At 44.9% G+C, this 17936-nt stretch carries 16 protein-coding genes and 1 pseudogene; 3 read left to right on the forward strand and 14 right to left on the reverse strand.

The genetic code is table 11. The features are described from left to right. Positions 1-87: 87 nt before the first annotated feature. The 7 genes from A8709_RS17960 to A8709_RS17990 form a co-directional block, all read right to left on the reverse strand. Positions 88-1041 carry a stalk domain-containing protein gene (locus A8709_RS17960; RefSeq protein WP_065853731.1) on the reverse strand — a complete coding sequence of 318 codons (954 nt, stop codon included), beginning with the start codon at positions 1039-1041 and terminating at the stop codon, positions 88-90. A gap of 147 nt (positions 1042-1188) precedes the next feature. Next, complete coding sequence (locus A8709_RS17965) at positions 1189-2466, reverse strand: stalk domain-containing protein (protein WP_065853732.1); 1278 nt, start codon at positions 2464-2466, stop codon at positions 1189-1191. A gap of 178 nt (positions 2467-2644) precedes the next feature. Next, complete coding sequence (locus A8709_RS17970; RefSeq protein WP_244163238.1) at positions 2645-4216, reverse strand: FMN-binding glutamate synthase family protein; 1572 nt, start codon at positions 4214-4216, stop codon at positions 2645-2647. A 169-nt stretch (positions 4217-4385) separates the two neighbouring features. After that, on the reverse strand, positions 4386-5192 hold the full coding sequence (locus A8709_RS17975) for a class I SAM-dependent methyltransferase (RefSeq protein WP_065853733.1): 807 nt from the start codon (positions 5190-5192) through the stop codon (positions 4386-4388). Between the two features lie 112 nt (positions 5193-5304). Beyond that, positions 5305-6336 (reverse strand): CgeB family protein, encoded by a 1032-nt coding sequence (locus A8709_RS17980; protein ID WP_065853734.1) that lies wholly within the window; start codon positions 6334-6336, stop codon positions 5305-5307. Between the two features lie 11 nt (positions 6337-6347). Then, complete coding sequence (locus tag A8709_RS17985; protein WP_065853735.1) at positions 6348-7334, reverse strand: CgeB family protein; 987 nt, start codon at positions 7332-7334, stop codon at positions 6348-6350. Between the two features lie 244 nt (positions 7335-7578). Then, positions 7579-7998, reverse strand: a complete 420-nt coding sequence (locus A8709_RS17990) for an HIT family protein (RefSeq protein WP_065853736.1) — start codon at positions 7996-7998, stop codon at positions 7579-7581. 175 nt (positions 7999-8173) lie between these two features. Here A8709_RS17990 and A8709_RS17995 point away from each other — a divergent pair, with 175 nt between their 5' ends. Beyond that, positions 8174-8812 carry a spore coat protein gene (locus tag A8709_RS17995; RefSeq protein WP_065853737.1) on the forward strand — a complete coding sequence of 213 codons (639 nt, stop codon included), beginning with the start codon at positions 8174-8176 and terminating at the stop codon, positions 8810-8812. A gap of 87 nt (positions 8813-8899) precedes the next feature. Further along, positions 8900-10249, forward strand: a complete 1350-nt coding sequence (locus tag A8709_RS18000; protein ID WP_244163239.1) for an amino acid permease — start codon at positions 8900-8902, stop codon at positions 10247-10249. 15 nt (positions 10250-10264) lie between these two features. Here A8709_RS18000 and A8709_RS18005 read toward each other — a convergent pair whose 3' ends face one another. The 6 genes from A8709_RS18005 to A8709_RS18030 form a co-directional block, all read right to left on the reverse strand. After that, positions 10265-11038, reverse strand: coding sequence for a YqcI/YcgG family protein (locus tag A8709_RS18005; protein WP_065853738.1), 774 nt, complete (start codon positions 11036-11038; stop codon positions 10265-10267). Between the two features lie 101 nt (positions 11039-11139). Then, on the reverse strand, positions 11140-11766 hold the full coding sequence (locus A8709_RS18010; RefSeq protein ID WP_065853739.1) for a LysE family translocator: 627 nt from the start codon (positions 11764-11766) through the stop codon (positions 11140-11142). Between the two features lie 69 nt (positions 11767-11835). Beyond that, on the reverse strand, positions 11836-12426 hold the full coding sequence (locus tag A8709_RS18015) for a DUF1989 domain-containing protein (RefSeq protein WP_065853740.1): 591 nt from the start codon (positions 12424-12426) through the stop codon (positions 11836-11838). Between the two features lie 185 nt (positions 12427-12611). Continuing rightward, the gene (locus tag A8709_RS18020; RefSeq protein ID WP_244163240.1) at positions 12612-13478 is read right to left on the reverse strand and encodes a sugar phosphate isomerase/epimerase family protein; all 867 of its coding nucleotides are present in this window, start codon (positions 13476-13478) and stop codon (positions 12612-12614) included. A gap of 112 nt (positions 13479-13590) precedes the next feature. After that, a complete protein-coding gene (locus tag A8709_RS18025) occupies positions 13591-14079 on the reverse strand; it encodes an SRPBCC family protein (protein ID WP_065853742.1) in 489 nt (162 codons plus the stop codon). 58 nt (positions 14080-14137) lie between these two features. After that, positions 14138-15010: a TetR/AcrR family transcriptional regulator gene (locus A8709_RS18030; protein ID WP_244163255.1), complete on the reverse strand. Its 873-nt coding sequence runs from the start codon at positions 15008-15010 to the stop codon at positions 14138-14140. A 161-nt stretch (positions 15011-15171) separates the two neighbouring features. On the opposite strand from A8709_RS18030, the gene A8709_RS18035 reads away from it, so the two are divergent. Then, positions 15172-16668, forward strand: a complete 1497-nt coding sequence (locus tag A8709_RS18035) for a DHA2 family efflux MFS transporter permease subunit (RefSeq protein WP_065853744.1) — start codon at positions 15172-15174, stop codon at positions 16666-16668. A 22-nt stretch (positions 16669-16690) separates the two neighbouring features. On the opposite strand, the pseudogene A8709_RS18040 reads toward A8709_RS18035, so the two are convergent. Then, positions 16691-17842, reverse strand: a pseudogene (locus A8709_RS18040) (MFS transporter); the annotation flags it as partial. Positions 17843-17936: the final 94 nt, after the last annotated feature.

Below are 17936 nucleotides of genomic sequence, written 5' to 3' on the forward strand. Positions count from 1 at the left end.
TCATTAAACAAAGAGGGATCGCCTAGTGCGAACCCTCTTTTATTTTTGTAGGTGATGTTTACTTGACAACACGTTTCGCTGACCCAACTACTTCACAAATTTTAAACTCGTTCGAATCTTGCCTATTTGATCTGACATCTCTTTGTATCCCGCTGTTAATTGGGCGTCATGGGGATTGAATTGCACATCGCCCGGAAGCGACATGACGAATACACGATCTTCGTCTTCACCCAAGATGTACAGTCGAGCGATACTTTTAGCTGTAGGTCCATTATTGATCCAATCGCTCTTGGTCCAGATAGAAATACTAAATAGAATTCCACCATACTGTAAATTGGCCCTGTCATAAAAATGGATATTAGCGGTGTTTGACTCGTTTTCTAACATTTCACCAATCCTATAATTGTCCATCCATGATTTTGGCAGGTTTAGCGAATACTTAAGTTTAGTATCAGTATAAGCTGTGGTAGGTTCATCAAGAATAACTTTCTGATTCACAGAGCGAATATTCAGGTATGCGGCATCGTATTTCCGGAAATCACCTTTCCCCTCCGTAACGAAGGTTTTCGCGTCTACACCGAAGTCATCTCCCGAAATCGTCACATCCCCTATTTTCACATTATCCTCATTGTAAAAAGTCAGCAACGCATTGATGGAATTTTGTGTGATCCCAACGCCGTCAAACTTCAATTGCCCGGTCACTTTCGTGTTATCTCCATCTTTCGTCAGGATTAAATTCCCGACCGAAATGGTTTTGTAATCCGGATCTGTGATGTCTAACGGTCTATTTTGAATCACGATTTTCTGCGAATCCGTATCATAATCGATGTTCGCTCCCAGGTTCTCCGCAACAAAACGCACAGGCACATACGCATGTCCGTCGACATTTAGCACTTGATAATCCTTGCCCAAATCAACGGCACTGCCATTAATTTCGAAACGCGCAGGAAATAAAAGTGCTTGAATCGAGTCCGAAGCGAACGCAGCCGTAGAACCAGCAATCATTAAGCCACAGCTTAGTCCAAAAATAAATTTCTTCAAAGATGACACCTCTTCCACCTGTTATCGATTCCAAATTATAACAATCCATAACGTTAGACGCGGTCTGTCCTGAATAGTTTCTAAAATAAAAAGCCGAGCAACATCTGCTCGACTCCTATAATTAGTTAACAGCATTAAGTAACTGCATTAATTAACACCATTAATTACCGCTGTCCATTTATCACTTTCCCAGGCTACCTGCGCCCCGAGGGCCTCACTGACGAAGCGAAGCGGCACATAGGTCGAACCTTCCGAAGAAATGAACGGCACACTTGAAATTGTTTTCCGATTCCCGTTCACCAGTGCCTGATTGGTCCCAATAGTTAGCACGATCGTGGTTGCATCCTTATGGATGGTAACCTCTTTACGACTTCCTTCCCAAAGCACATTAGCCCCAATCGCTTCAAATACGCCACGCAGCGGAATCAACGTATTTCCCTCTATAATTCTAGCCTTTGGCGAAACGTCCACATACTTACCGTTAATTCGAATGCCCACATCGTTACTGCTGAACTGCTTTGGCGGATCCACTTTGGTTGGATTCGTGGTATGATCTGTTTTAGGCGCATCCGGATTTTCTTTCGTGGTGAATGACCACGTCTTATCCTCCACAGTCACTGTGTAAGTTTCACCATAGGTTAGTTCTTGTTTGGGGATAAGGTGCCAAGCATTCGTATCGCCAAGCTCCTGCTTTAATTTTAAAATATCAACGGCCTTGCCAGCACTATCGATCATTGAGGCACTTATATCCTCTTTGTCCTGAGCTACGCCCGCATAGGTAATGAAATAGCCTGACTTTTCTAAACCGAATTGCTCTAAGGGATTAGGTACCTCAAACCCATAGAACCCAATCGGCACCCCCGTTTGTCCATCATACGGATAAACACCAACGCCCGTATGCGTATACCAAGCTTTGGCAGGGTTGAGAACAACCGCATGCTGATTATAACCTACGCCCAATAACGTCATATCCGGCAAAATTAAGCTGGATCTATGAAGAGGAGCATCAAGTAAGGACTGCACCCCTTTTTCAGGTGAATCCGTGTCAAACGAGACATCCTCAAACACACCGAACTTATCCGTGTCAAATCCTAGTGCACCTGCCCGATCCCAGGGACGTTCTCCCGTATAGCCTTGTTTTCCGCTTGTTTCTGTATGGCCATTCTCCTGATTGACGAGTAAATAATTCGCATGATTGCTGGCTGCTTGTGTTAAGGTAGGATCTAATTTCATAGCTTGTATGCCCATCTTAGATCTTATATCATTGAGGTAATTTAACGCTGCAGCTGCACTGTTAACGTTGCTCACTTCCGTACCAATTGTGCTCTTAGGCGTAACTGCCAGTACAGATTGGCTCGAAAGAATCATTGATAAAGCGGTAACAACCGTTGCGATCTTGACTTTTGCTTTTAAAGAATTTCTCATAATACCTCCAAACAACCTGTTATTTCCAATGTCCCCTTTTATTCGACATCTTTCCCTTTAATCCTGCAAAAAAGGTGCTTACTAATTAACGAAGCGGCCTCCTCTCACCATGAAAATGAACAAGGAAAAAGCCATCGAGCATGTGCTCGATAGCTTGAATTTTAAAACTTAATATGTCCTACGATGACTCGGGATATGGGAATAAATCCACGATTCTCGTGCTCTGCCCGCTCTCATTCGTAAATACCACGTGCTCTCTCCGCAGCCCCAGCGGGCTCTCCAATCCACAAGCTGCAGCCAAAGAGAATAACCCTTCTCGCAATTGCAAAATGTAGTTCATCACCCGCCACTGCTTCTCTTCCGGCGCAAGTGCCGCCTGATACTTAGAATCTGTCGTTGTGATTCCGGTTGGGCATTTGCCCGTGTGGCATTGCATGGCCATGATACACCCATTTGCCATCATAAAGCCGCGAGCGGAGTTGACGCAGTCAGCACCTAGCGCAAGGGCGATGGCAACCTTGTCTGGCGTGATGAGTTTGCCAGACGCGAAGATTTTGATGCGGTTGCGGACACCGAATTTGCGAGCAACATCATCCAGAATGAGCAGCGCTGCATATAACGGCAGCCCCATGCCATCTGCCATGGCTTTAAAAGTTGCTCCTGAGCCGCCTTCAGAGCCGTCTACAGTGATGAAATCTGGATAGATGTCGAGCTCGACCATCGTCTGGAAAAAAGGCTCTAATCGCTTTGGATCACCAACGACGATTTTGACGCCAATGGGTTTCCCGCCTTCTTCCTGCAACGTCTGGATGAACCGTAAAGCCTCCTCCGGATTGGTGAGAAATTCGAAGCGATTCGGTGAATTGACCGTTTTGCCTATTGGAACCAATCGGGTTGCAGCTACCTTCTCTGTTACTTTCGTACCCTCGAGGTGTCCGCCGCGTATCTTCGCACCTTGATGAAATTTCAATTCAAAGGCTTTAATCGTGGGTATCGCCGCCTTGTGACGAAACGCTTCCAATGAGAATTGACCAGTGTCATCACGAAAGCCGAACATACCGGGTCCGATTTGTGAGATCACATCGGCGCCTGAAGCTAGGTGTTCTGGCGCAACACCACCTTCTCCCGTATTCAGCCAAGATCCGCCGGCCATCGATGCGCCGCTGCCTGTCGAGAGGATATAATTCTCGCCGACCGCTCCATACGACGTAGCTGAAGCACCGAACATCCCTTTGAGCCGCCATGGCTGGGTCCGATTCGGGCCAATTACAATCGCATCGTCATCTAAGAGAAGCCAAGGTTTAACTTGCTCGTCAATGAACTTTTCCTGCCGGGTGAAGAGCCCTTCATCCGTAATGACATATTTCTTTCCTGGCACCAGCCCATCGTTATCCACGCGAAGCTCGCTCGTCAACTTCGGAAACATGGCATTCGATAAATAAAATCCTGGCTTCTCATAATCCCGTCTACCACCAAAGGAAATAAGATCTGTTCGGTACTTGGCCGCATACACGAGCCCAACAAAATCAGCCCTTGAGAAAGGCTTCCCCTCTGTATCATGATCGAACCAATATTGGCGGAACTCGGGCCCCAATTTCTCAAGTAAATAACGCATCCAACCTAAAAAAGGGTGGGAGCGGATGATCGAATGTTTTGGTTTCTTGGATAACGCATACATGTAACCAAAGAAAATCAAAGGTGGCACCAATACAACCACAAGTAAAATGGACAATAAGACACTATGCACCATCAAGTTCAACCTCCAATTTTACTCATCTAACCTCGATTAGCATACCACATTTTTCTAATTTTTAAGCCTAGAAGTTACGCCTATGTCCGTTCCATCCTATTCCTGCTAACAACGAAAAAGCCGCCTCTCGACAGCTCTTTCGCTCTACTTATTTAGTCTATGCCAATACCTACAATTTTCTCCCTATATACAATAAATGCGAAGAAATACCCAGAATAGATGGATCCCTAGCGAATTGGATCAGCATATCGATCAGTTGTTCCTCTTCTCCTCGATCCACCCAATATTGCTTCTGTTCTTTCGATAATAGGGCACCAAGATTCGAGGAACCAATTAAATCAAGTGTCTCGAAACCATAACTCTCCATAAATGGCTTAATCTCTTCCACTTTGTAATAATAAGCGCCAGTGAATCGACCTTGATCCGTATGATTAAAATTGCCTTCGTCGATAAATGAGTTAATCGCGGAGACATTATCATGCGGCTTCCATGCTTGTGGAAAAAGCAGCGAAGTTAGCGCCATCCTCATTCGACTTTGGAAAGCTACGAAAACGAGGCCATTTTCCTTCGTAACTCGATGCAATTCTTGAACAGCAGCGATACGATCTTCTTCCCTTTGTAAATGATAAAGGGGTCCCATCATTAACGACGCATCGTAGATTGAATCCGGAATTCCAAGTAAATGTGTGGCATTTAGCACATGAAAACCTGTAAATTGTTCCGCTAATTCTAATTCATTCGCTTTTTCTTTTGCAATGTCAACTAATCGAGGAGTGAAATCGGAAAGGGTCACCGCATATCCCATTTTAGCTAGAGCAATCGCATATTTGCCTGGTCCAGCACCATTATCGAGGACATGACCAGATCTCGGCATATGCTGCATCAAGTAGTGCCAGTTTACCGTAAACTCAATCGGCTCCCGATCTAACCTTCCCCACTCATCAAAATTGGAATAGTAGTCCATTACGTTGTCCATCGGCATACCCCTTCCTTTCCCTAGAAAACCCAAAAAACCTATCGCCTACTAAAGACGACAGGTCTTACCTGTACGGTAGTTCATGATAGTTTATAAAACCAAATTATTCCTGTCAATCTAAATTTTTATTCCGGCTTCCAAGATGATAGGACCTCATTGACTCATTGATTAAGATCCCTCTTTCATGTAAAACCCTTAGCATATACGCGGCGCGGGACTTGTAGGAATGTTGAGAGACTGCTCGATAGCCAGCTTCTCGAATATTTTCTCTTTCCGTCGGATGGTTCAAATAATAGGTAACCAGTCGCTTCGTTTCCTTAGCTGATTGCGATACGACGAGATGCTTTCCTGGCTCGAAGAGTCGCCGAATCTCTGGCGTATCACTCGTTAGCAGAAACCCGCCAGAACCTAAAATTTCATACGTTCTCTGCGTAACTTGGGTCAGTTGGTTCTGTGGACCAATCACAATTTTAGCTGAATTATACACTTTCCTAGCTTCAGGATAATCCAAATAGCCATGTATATGAGATTTGGGTACACTAGCGCCAAGAATCGGCTTCATTTTATCCCACTGCCTACCCCAGAAATCAATCCTCACTTTATCTTGGACTAGAGGTCGAATAAGTGTCTGCAAGGATTGAATACGATAATGCTTGGGATATTTCTTCAAAATATGAGAATACCCGTTGGCCACCACCGCGATCTCACTTCGGAATTTCTTATAGGGCTTACTCTTCCGATGGACCTTCGCATGATAACCGAAATCCATGTGGGCCGATGGAAAGCCTAAACTCTCATATTTGTTTACGTTAGCTCGACAAATCGTAAAGACAAAGTCCGGTTTCACCGCTTTCACATAGCGATGTGAGAATGTTTCGAAGTGTGTAGGGTCTTCCGTCGCCCAAAAGACGTGCGGGACTTGGGACTTTCCAACATACTGTCGAATCCATGGACGTCTATGGGGTTTATGTTGGAGGGTCCATCCCAACGTAATAATTAAATCTGGTTTGAAACTGGCAATCATTCGTCCCATCTGATGTTTGGTCAGTTTCCCAGATATTTTCACCTCATGGCCTAAATCACGAAAACCATTGGGTAACCCATGGATCCACATCGGATGATATTCCAGAAATAAAATCCGCAATCTAGCACCCCCTATACACCCGGTAGTATCCCTTTTTCGCTTAAAATAGTGAGCATTCGCTGAGCCCGGCTCGTGTAGCTATGTGGATGTATCGATTTTCTTCCTTGCCTTTGTATCGCTATCCTAGCCTCTCGATTCTTCAGGTATCGCCCAACGAGCGCAATAGTTTGGCTGGGCGTTGAAGAGGCCACCAGATCCCTCCCTGGCATTAGGAGTCCTCGTACGCCTTGTGTATCACTGGTTAACAGGAAGCCACTAGACCCTAAAATTTCATAAGTTCGCTGGGTCACCATATCTTGATAATTTTGCAAACCCAACATAATCTTAGCCGAGCTATATACTTTATTCGCGTCTTTATAGGCAATTGGGCCATGGAGCCAGTTACGCGGAATCCTTTTACCGAGGAAGGGTTTCATTTTATCCCAACCGCGTCCGTAGAAATCAACACGATACCCTTTGGCTAACAAAGGGCGAATCAAGATATCGATGGATTTCCGGCGGTAAATCCGGGGATATTTCCGAAGCACATGCGGGTATGCATTAGCCACGACTGCGATATGATGCCGATAGCGACCCATCGGTTTCACAGCACGATGAATGGCAGGATCATAGCCGAAATCCATATAGTCAGCAGCGAACCCCATACTGCGAAACTTAGTAGCTGTTGGATGGCTGATCGTAAACGTGAAGTCAGGCTTCATGGTCTGAAGCAATGGAATTGTAAATACATCTGTGAAATTCGGATCTTCTGTCGACCAATAGACCAGAGGTATCTGATAGTGGGTCGCAAGTTTACGTATAATCCGCTGTTTGGACTTCTTATGATCCGGCCCCCAACCGACGGAAACAAGAAGATTCGGCTGAAAAGTTGTCAATTGTTTACGTAATCTTTGTTGGGTCACAGGGCCTGAAATCCGAACGGTATGACCAAGATTCCTCAATCCATTCGGGAGGCCGAAAGACCACAATTTTCCTCGTTCAAGAAATAAGATCTTCATCGTTTCCTCCTACCGTAGATGGCGTCTATCTCCCTATTCATTACCGCGTCGAAAGCGCCCTGCTTCAAATAGGCTCCCACCATCATATTCCTTATCCGAATTGATGTTCTAGATAGCCGCCTAGAGAACCTCGCTCCTGTAAACAAAAAAATAGAACCCCCCAATCCACTATACTGTGGAAATGGAAGCTTCTATTTATTTTAAAGAAATTTTTGCATCTATGTTCGACTCAAAAGTGAACCGCTTAAAGCTGCGCTCTCAATTGCCCAATGATGTCGGCATATTCCGGCTCCGTCAATTGCTTATTATCGGCGGGATTCATCTCAAACATTTTCCCCCAAGTGTAACCATCCTTATATTTAGGCACGATGTGGAAGTGTACATGCGGCATGGTATCGCCGAAGGCGCCGTAATTGATTTTATCCGGTGCAAAAGCTTTCTCGACGGCTGCTGCGGCCTGTGCCACATCACGCATGTAAGCATCCTGATTCTCTTGGGATAAATGAAAGAATTCCGTATGATGCTCATTCAACGCTACAATACAACGGCCCTTATACGTCTGCTCCCGAAATAAATAAAGTGTTGAAACACGCAATTGACCGATTTCGATCATCAAATTGGATAAAGCTTCATTCTTGCTGCAATAGTTACAAACTTGGCTCATCGTAGAAGTCTCCTATTCTAGCGCGTAGTGGATAATAATCCCTTTAATTATAGCACTTATTTTCAAAAAATGGTTTCAATACTTCCATTAACAGGTCCTATCCGTGTATAAACCACCGATCTATGACCAACATTAACGAAGTTACTTTAACCTCAACATCAAAGGAGATTTCGTTATGCAACAGCAAATGCAGCCCAATAATCAAACGCAAACTTCGCCAAGTACCAACCACGGTGGTCATGAGCTCTTCGATTTACATGAAGTGTTGGCCTGTACCATTAATGTGCTGGATCAATTCATGATATTTAGACAGTTTGTGCAAGACAGCGAGCTGCTGGACATTCTGGATCATCAATATCAATTCACACTTGCTCAGTATAATTTAACCGCTGAGTGCTTCACAACAGGTCAAAAGCCTAGCCAAGAAACATCTACGTATATGATTAAACAACTTTCGCAACCGATCTACGGCATCAAACCCACCCAACCCAAAAAGCCAAACCAGTCGCTCGCTGATATCAAGGACGCTGGAATAAGTGGACATATGCTAGGTCTGATCAAAACACATGCATCCTTGCTCACCATGACAGCTGTAGAAGTAACGAATCCCGTCGTACGGCGAGTACTCGCCGCTCAAGTACCAAATTTCATAGAAATGGCTTATGAAATCTTTCTTTATCAAAATAGACATGCTTACTACCAGGTACCACAATTAGAAGCATCCGATATGCAAAGCATGCTGTCAGCATTCGTCCCCGCGACCGGTGCGCCGCAAATGCCGCCAAATAACCGATCAGCAGCGTCTGTTCACTAGTTAGCAGCGAATGAAGCCCAGCATCGGCCCTTAGGTCGATGTCTGGGCTTTCTCAAATTAACCAGGAGGATTGGAGGTCAATGACACATGGAAAAAATGCGGCATATGCACACTGACAACAAAAATAACAACAATAACACGAACAAGCTGTCCTGGTGGCAATTAGCTCTATTCGGGATTGGCTGCACCATAGGAACAGGCTTCTTCCTTGGCTCCAGCATCGCCATTCAGAAAAGTGGCTATGTGGTTATTTTTATCTTTTTATTAGCGGCTATAGCCACCTTATTTGTTTATGAGGCTTTAGCACAGATGACGGCAGCCAACCCTGCTAAGGGGTCGTTTCGAAATTATGTTAGAGAAGCCTACGGCCGCTGGGCAGGATTTGGCGTGGGATGGTTGTATTGGTCCTCGGAAATGCTTATTTTAGGTAGTTCCTTAACAGCAATAGGGATTTTCACGCAATTCTGGTTTCCAAGCCTGCCACTCTGGTTGTTGACGGCTATCTACTCTCTCCTTGCTCTGCTTGTTGTGATTCTTGGCTCCAAAGGAATTAACCAAACTGAAAATATATGCGCAATTGTAAAAATTGCAGCAGTGTTCCTTTTCATTGCAATCGCAGGGATTGCTTTCATCAAAGGAACCCATGGCATAAAACCCATTCAGGACAGTGCTGCTCATTGGGTTGGATCAGGTTGGACAGGTGCATGGAAAGGGCTTTTGTATGCGTTTTACGCATTTAGCGGCATAGAGGTTATGGGCTTCATGGCGATTCATTTACGTCATCCTGGGCAGGCACCGAAAGCTGGTAGACTGATGTTACTGACTATTACGGTGCTATATGTGACTGCTATTAGTCTAGCCCTTCTTTTTATAACCAAGGAAAATATGACACCTGATAAAAGTCCGCTGCTTCTCTCACTAGGCATTATGAGGCTGCCTATACTCGTGCACATGATGAATGGCGTACTGATTATTGCTGGATTTTCTATCCTCGTTGCCTCGCTATACGGCGTATCAACGATGTTAGTTGCCTTAGCAGAAGGCGGTGATGCCCCGCCATGGCTGGCCGATAGGAAAGGCAAAAAGCAGTTACCTCTTTATGCACTAAGCGTGAATACAATAGGGCTATGCATTTCTATCGTCCTAGCGCTAGTGATGCCGAGCCGAATCTTTGAACATTTGACCACAGCTGGAGGTCTAGTTCTGCTATATACGTGGCTGCTCATTGTAGCATCCTATCTCAAACAACTTCGCCCTGGAATTAGCGGACAACTAAAATCTTGGATCGCTATCCTACTTATTCTTGCAGCAGCAACAGGAACGCTCCTAGAGAAAACCGGTAGACCCGGGCTTTGGACTAGCCTTCTTATCGTTATGGTAATTATACTTATTACATTGTGGATGAAACATAAATCGGCACGACAAGAGCCAGCCTAACAAAATTCTATTTATCTATTTATGAAATAGCACGCCAACGGATTTTAGTTTGTTTTTCATAAACGTATAGGGGCATTTCGAAGGGGTACTTTCATCATCACGTAAGAAATACTGTTTCCATTCCTGGTTATCTTCTTGTCCGTACCATTTGAGTGAAGGATGTGCGGGGATACCGTCGTATGCCTCTAATTTCTGGCGAATCCGTTTCTTCATATTACGTCCGAAAGGGGTAGAATCATTAATTTCTTCAAACACCCATCTGGGTTGGAAGGCAATGAGAAAATGTGGAAACCTCCGGCTCTTCCTGACTTCATGTGCAGGTGTTCCGCAAAAGGAGAAATACGGATGACCATCACAACAAAACTCCCAAGAATGGTGCGATGGATCCTTTGAAATATGTGGTGGCCATGGTACGTCATCTTTGGCAATGACTCTGGTAAGAACAGACCAAAAGAGCTGCTCATAGTCTTCTACAGAGAAGCTCTTAAGCATGTCTTCCGGTGTGTGGAAAAAGATAACGAGCGAGGCGAATTTCCCTGTTTCGCGTGAGCACTGACCATACGCCTGCAGGAGCTGGATGGCGTCAAGAACAGCATGTTCGGATCTTGGATCCGCAGCAAAGCCAAAACGCAGGTTATTGGTAAGGAAGCCTTGCCGACCGGGTATACAAGGATACGTATTTTCTGGATCTGCGATCATGGCACCGAATTGACGGAAAGCATCTTGCTGCCATGCGGCAAGGGTAGTCATATGTGTATCAAGCCAGTCTTTGGCATAGAGATCAGCCATGTTGTATTAACCTCCTTCGAGAGTACGAAACATACTATGCGAAGGAGAATAGATGGGTGAGTATCTCGGTTAAGAGCTGTACTTCATGGTACAACCTCTGGCTAGCCAGTCAATTGCTTATAAGCTTGATAGCCAAAGTAAATGCCAAAACCAATCATAGAGAGGCCAGCTGCTGCAGAAATCACTTGCAGCGTCATGCGATTTCCGAACTTGTGAAAGGAACTGGCGAGCGCAGCCATGGCCACATCCCACAGCAGGATGCCTGCAAAGATACCTGAGCTATGCCAAAGCACTTGGGTAAGGCCATAATTTTGCACACTTTCAGCTAAAATAGAACCGTAAATGCCGAGCCAAAATAAGATATTTAGTGGGTTGGTAAGTGCCATAATAAAACCGGAACGGAAAGAACTTACGCTGGAATGCCCCCCTAGAGGATTAGATCCCTGAGTCATTTTCACGTTTTTTAACGAATCGATGCCCGTATAGATAAGCACAAAACAGCCAAATAACCAAAGAAATGTTTTCATAAACGGGGTGGTCAAGAAATGAGCTAAACCAAAATAAATGAGCAGCATATATAACAAATCGGCACACATCGCGCCCAAACCGATCAACCACGCTTGCGTAAAGCCAAATCTGGCTCCCTTGTCGAGTTGAGCAGCATTAATAGGACCGATGGGTGCCGACAGCGAAATGCCAAGAAACAGATAGGTGACAAAAGCATGCATAACCTAACCCCCTGACTATCAAATAACTTGTACAAGTTATTGTATGTCAGGTACTAGTTCATTAGAAGATCAGATAATATCAACACAAATAGGTGTACATTTGTACCCATTGCAGAGACTTTCCTCGCACGGACAAGCAGAGATCGCCACAACTAAATCCATTTCTGCACGTAGCTCAATGTAATCCCCCGCTTGAGATAAAGGCTTCTCTATCCGGATTTGTCCAGAAGCCTCTATGATCGTGTTCATGAATAGATTAAAGGGATAATGCTGATCTGGGGCGGGAATTTGAAATTGTGCCAGTGCTTCATTTAAATTCGTATAGCAGCTGGTATGGTCTCGCTTATTGTACAGCACCTCATACATTTCAGGCCGACAGGCAGAGTTAATAAAGTCGTGTTGTCCTACCGTATCTCTAATAATCGTGAGCATAGGCGTATATTTATTGGAGTAAATGATATCGCCAGGCTTGACTTTCATTGCATGTAAAGCATCCATCGTCACACTGGGGTCAAGTCGCTCACTGATATCATCTGCTCGATAAGCCACGAAGTCGGCAATTTGTTCTCCCTCTACATCCGTTACCCGGATCACTTGTCCCTTCTTGAGTTGGAGACTGAGACCCTCTGTAGCCGGGATTTGCCAATGCTGTTTACTCATTCACGTCCTCCTAAAGTTAGGTAAGTTTCCCTTACAGTATGGCTTAGCGCATGTGGATTTATGATAAAAATACTGGACAGTTCATGCGCTGCTAAACTAAAAAGCCCAATCTCACTAGGAGATTAGGCTTATTATTAGCTTAAGAAGTCTGCGACATTTTGGATCGTGTCCTTTGGCTATTTCACTTATTTGGTACAATACGGCTCTACAATTCTTCGCACTCGCGCAATCCCTTCCCACATATCGCCGGGTCCATCATACACGAGTGTTAGCGGCCCTTCATAGCGAGCCTCTTTGACAATGTCTAGACAACGGATAAACTCGGCTTCATCAGGTATTCCCTCTGCATTCGTTTGCGCTTTGGCGTGAACCGACTCACTATAAGGTAGCGTCCTAACCAGCTCGTCGAATTTACCGGCTCCCTTGAAATTTCCGAAATCGGAAGTAAATCCGAGTTGCTCACCGACACCCTCTAATAAAGAGAGACAATTATCAGCCGTTGAGGATAAGGATTTGAAATTCTCTGTAATCACGCGGACTCCTTGCGTCGAACCATATTGCGCTAGTTCACGCAGTGCATTTGTCGATCGTACCAAAGCAGCCTGCACTGCTGGATCTGCCTCGCCTGCAATGACACGTACACGTTCTGCGCCAACAGCAGCCGCGATATCGATCCAACCTTTGATCCAAGTAATATCGGACTGTCTCCTCGTCTCATCAGAACTGGAAATATCGCCATACTCCAGCAAAAGCGTATAAAAGCGCAGCTTGGCTTCAGCAAATGCGTTCTTCAAGGAAGATAAATACGTTGCACTCGTTTCAGGGAAATGGAAATGACACACTTCCAGTGAAGTAAACCCCTTCTTTGCTAATACCGCAGGGAGTTCCAGCAGGGATAGCAGCTCTGGCTGCTCTTGGGCATCGGTAAATTGGGTACGTGTGTTATCATCCCAGCGCGTCCAACGCAAAGGACCCAGATTCCGATGTAAACTCCAGCTCGTCAATGATAAGTAAGGCATAGCTCCAACCCTTTCATTCTTTCGTTTGGACAAAGTGTATCAAAGCCATCTGGGAATCACCATATTCGAATGTGCAGTTAGATCTCTTATTGTGCTATTTTTGTGTAAAAAAAACAGGCCATCGTTAGATGCCTGCTCTTCGTCTCTATTTCATTCTCTCCAAAAGCTCCGCCAACCGCTCATAGGAATCTTGTATGCCTTGCTCCATCCCTGAATGCAGCATCCCATCTCGGTCTGCGACTGATTGGAAGACAGATTCCATACGCAGCCTAGTTTGCCCGCCTGTAAGCTCCTCAAAGCTGGCCGTTTCGAGCACCACATGCCCTTTCTCAGGCAAACCCTCAAATTCAAACGTTTGAATAATCCGCTCCGGCACGGTTACTTCATGATATACGCCGCGAAACGCGTATTCGTTACCTTGACTGTCAGCATGGATATAACGCCAGTTACCGCCGCTTCTAGGCTCAAATGTCTCCAGTTTCATAGTTAACGCACGCGGCCCAAGCCATTGTACGATCAGGTCCGCCACTGTAAACGCTTTAAACACCAACTCTCGCGGCGCATCGAATACACGTGTCACACAAATCTGTTGCCCTTGCGGTTCATACGTAAGTACCGCTTCATGTTTGATCACCCATCAGCACATCCTTTCAATTCGTAAACATTCCCCAGTTCCCGAACAAACCAAGGTTCTAGCTCCGACAAACTAGCTTCTCTAGTTGGACCGCAGTTCCTTTTAGCTCAGGCTCATTCTCCAAGAAATGAAGGATCGCACGAAGTAATACCATTTTGGGAGACTCCAAGGCTAACTCAGATTGAAGGATTTGAATCGCTTCCTGCAGCTCTGTTCTACGGTGGTTTGCACAAGGGAGCTCTTTCACACTTGAGCTTAATTGAGCTAGCAAAGTCTCGATTTGCTCATGTTTAGGCTGAAACAAATTCATACAACTGGCATCCATATACATCGCCATCATATCTGTTCGAAGAATCGGCTTCGGATTTTTGCGAATAACATTCTCAGCCATTTCCTCATAACGATCCACCATATATTCCGAAATCTCGCGAATATTTAAGGGCGCATTCTCAAAGACTAAGAGAAATAGATATTCATGCATGATGCCTGCGTACATTACGATAAGATCCCAGACATGCGGCTCAACCGCTTCACCAAATCTACGAATAACGCCTTCTTTACTCATTGTTAGTAGATTTGCCCTTAATTGCAATAAAAATTCCGTAATTTTCCCTTCGGTTGCATTGACTTCAAGAATATCTTTCATGATGAACTTATTCTGGACGAAGAAATTCAATTGGCTTTCTGTCTCACGAATGAATATTTCTTGCAAGGAAAGATCAGGATTCGCTCTTATTTCAGCGATGTCTGCTAATAGTTGGTTCTGCTTGGCTAAGTGTACTTCAATAAATAAGTCTTCTTTCGAAGGGAAAAATTTATACAGAGAGCCTTTTGCTATGCCGCAATCATCGGCAATATCTTGAATCGAGGTCGCGACGTACCCTTTTTCCGAAAAAAAACGGACCGTGGAATCCATGATTCGCTGCTTCACAATACTCAATGCCGTTCCTCTCCTCAAATTTAGGATTGACTTTCACAGAAAATCGAGTAGTATATAGAAATGTTGACCCACTAGTTTTAATAAAAACCGATGAGTCAAATATAGCTGTTATCAGCATAGACGTCAAGATTAGATAAAGGAGGAACACACGCATGTCTGCAACATCTACGGCAAGTCAAGCTGCTTCGCCAGCAGAGTTTTCAATCAAAACGATTATCGCGCCACTTCTTGCGGTTATTATCGGGATGATTATGGTTATTCTCGACAGCACGGTCATTAACGTCGCGGTGCCTAATTTACAGGAGTATTTTAACAGTTCTTTGAAGACGATTCAATGGACAATTACTGGCTATACCCTTGCTCTCGCAGCGGTAATTCCTTTGGCGGGTTGGGTGACGGATAAATTCGGTGCGAAACGCATCTTTCTGATCACCATTTTCCTATTCACCGTCGGATCTGTCCTATGTGCCATCGCACAAACACCAGGTCAACTTATTCTCTATCGCGTCATTCAAGGTGTAGGTGGCGGTATGGTCTCCCCCATTGGGATGGCTATGATCTTCAAGTTAGCTCCTCCAGAGAAAAGAGGCTCTGTTATGGGAATGCTAGGTATTCCTATGCTTCTTGCTCCAGCAGTTGGCCCTATCCTATCTGGTTGGTTGATTGGTATCGCAACATGGCATTGGATCTTCCTGATTAATCTACCAATCGGGATTGCTGCGATTATCGTCGGAATTAAATTTCTACCGAAATTCGAAAGCAATAAAGCGCCAAAGCTAGATATCCTCGGTATGATCCTTGCCCCTATTGCCTTCTCGATGTTAGCCTACGGCGTAACAGAAGGTGCTGTCAAATGGACTTCCACGGGTGCCTTAACGGGATTGATCGTTGGCGGCGTTGCACTTATTCTCTTCATTATTGTAGAGCTTCGACATGATCAACCGCTTCTTGAGCTTCGAGTGTTCAAATCTTCTGATTTTACACGCGGTGTTTTGCTCACTTGGTTAATGCAAATTGCCCTGTTCGGTCCTATGTTATTAGTTCCTCTTTATTTGCAAAACATTTTACATCATACCGCTTTAGAAAGTGGTGTCATTTCACTTCCGATGGCAATCGGATCAATGATCTTCCTTCCTATCGGTGGTGTCTTATTTGATAAAATCGGTGCTCGTCCGCTTACCTTTGTCGGCTTATCCATCATTGGTGTTGCGTTGTTTATATTAGCAGGCATTTCGCTAGAGACAAAGATTCTAACGATTCTTATTTCACTTTTCTTAATGGGCATGGGCATGGGTTTATCCATGATGGCTTTGAATACGCACGTACTGAACTCAGCTCCTCGTCGCCTAGTTAGCCGCGTCACTCCACTAACGACAGCCACACAACAAGTCGTGACTTCGTTCGCTGTTGCAGGGATTACTGGTTACTTAACATCACGTATCAGCACGCATATGGCTGAAGGCGGAACCGATGCCAACCCGCTGGTAGGTGCAGCCTCTGCATTTGGCGATACGTTCTTAATCACAGCATGGATCGCAGTTGCCGGCATTCTATTCTCCTTAATTCTTCGTAAACCTCGCATCAAGCCAGGTGATGAGTTAGAAGAAGGCGAAGACAAACCCGATGTATCCATGATGATGGGACATTAATAAAGAAGACCATTTCCCCCGGCTAGCCCGAAGGAGATGGTCTTTTGTTTTGAGAATCACGCCGCAACCAAATAAAGAGTCCAAATACAACTACACACAAAAAAGTAACGTACGAACTGTACAGGAACACTTGCCGCATGCCATAAGCTGCGCTCATAATGCCTCCAATGAAGCTGCCGATAATACGAGCGGCTCCTAGACTGAGCAAGCCATTCAGCGTTTGGCCGCTGGCCTTCCATTCTGGAGGTACTTCACGATTAATGAAGGTAGCTAAGGTGACGGACAGGACGATAAAGATAAGTCCATGCAACAATTGCACCGGCAGCAGCCAATGCGGATTATCAATCTGAGAGAATAAGAACCAGCGCAACGTTGAAGCTAGCGCAGCAATAATCAATAACATGGAGATTGAGATCCGTTTGAATATTTTAGCCGAAAATAATAAAAATGGCAGCTCGCTAAGGGATGAGATCACCATTGACCAGCCTAAAAGAACACTATCCCCGCCCATTTCCTTAAAGTAAATCGGAAAAAAGGCATAATAATAACCTAACGTAATTTGAATGACAAAATTAATACTTAGGTATAACATGAGCTTGCGATTCCGAAATAACTCTCGAAACTTCTTTTCCATCACATTCGTTACACGCCCTGCCGCAGGCGGAAAACGCCAAAGACAGATCAACGCGGCAACCATGGCCCCAGCATAAACAGGAAACATCGAGTGAATGTGCGACTTTGCTACGATGCCAAATACGAGTGACATGATCGCAAAGCCCACGGTTCCGCCGAGCCTGATATGCCCGAAGTTCCAAGTCGGGCGCCGATCGATCTCTTCCAATGTGATCGCATCACTTAACGCAAAGATGGAAGTTTGGAAGAAAGTGAATAAACAGATAACCACAAGCACAAAAGCAAACTGCTGGGACAGCGGGAAAAACAAAATGGAAATGCCGCTTCCGATGACGAGAACGCGAAGCACGCGATTTTTCGATTTGGCACGATCCCCGAATGCACCCCAAATGGGTTGGCCAAACATCGCAATTAAAGGTCCAAGACTTAATAATAAGCCAATCTGTTCTTGCGAAAATTTAACGCTGTTTAAGTAAACCGGCATAAATGTCCCATATACCGCGTTCCCCATGTAAATCAAGACGTAGAATAGAATAAACGCTGTTAGTTTCGTAGTTGTCCCCTTCTTTCATGCAAAAAAACGCTAAGAAATTTCTAGCTATTCCTAGTCTTTCGTCATGTAGGTCCGTTTCACC

Source organism: Paenibacillus pectinilyticus, assembly GCF_001700435.1.
GTDB classification, from domain to species: domain Bacteria; phylum Bacillota; class Bacilli; order Paenibacillales; family NBRC-103111; genus Paenibacillus_E; species Paenibacillus_E pectinilyticus.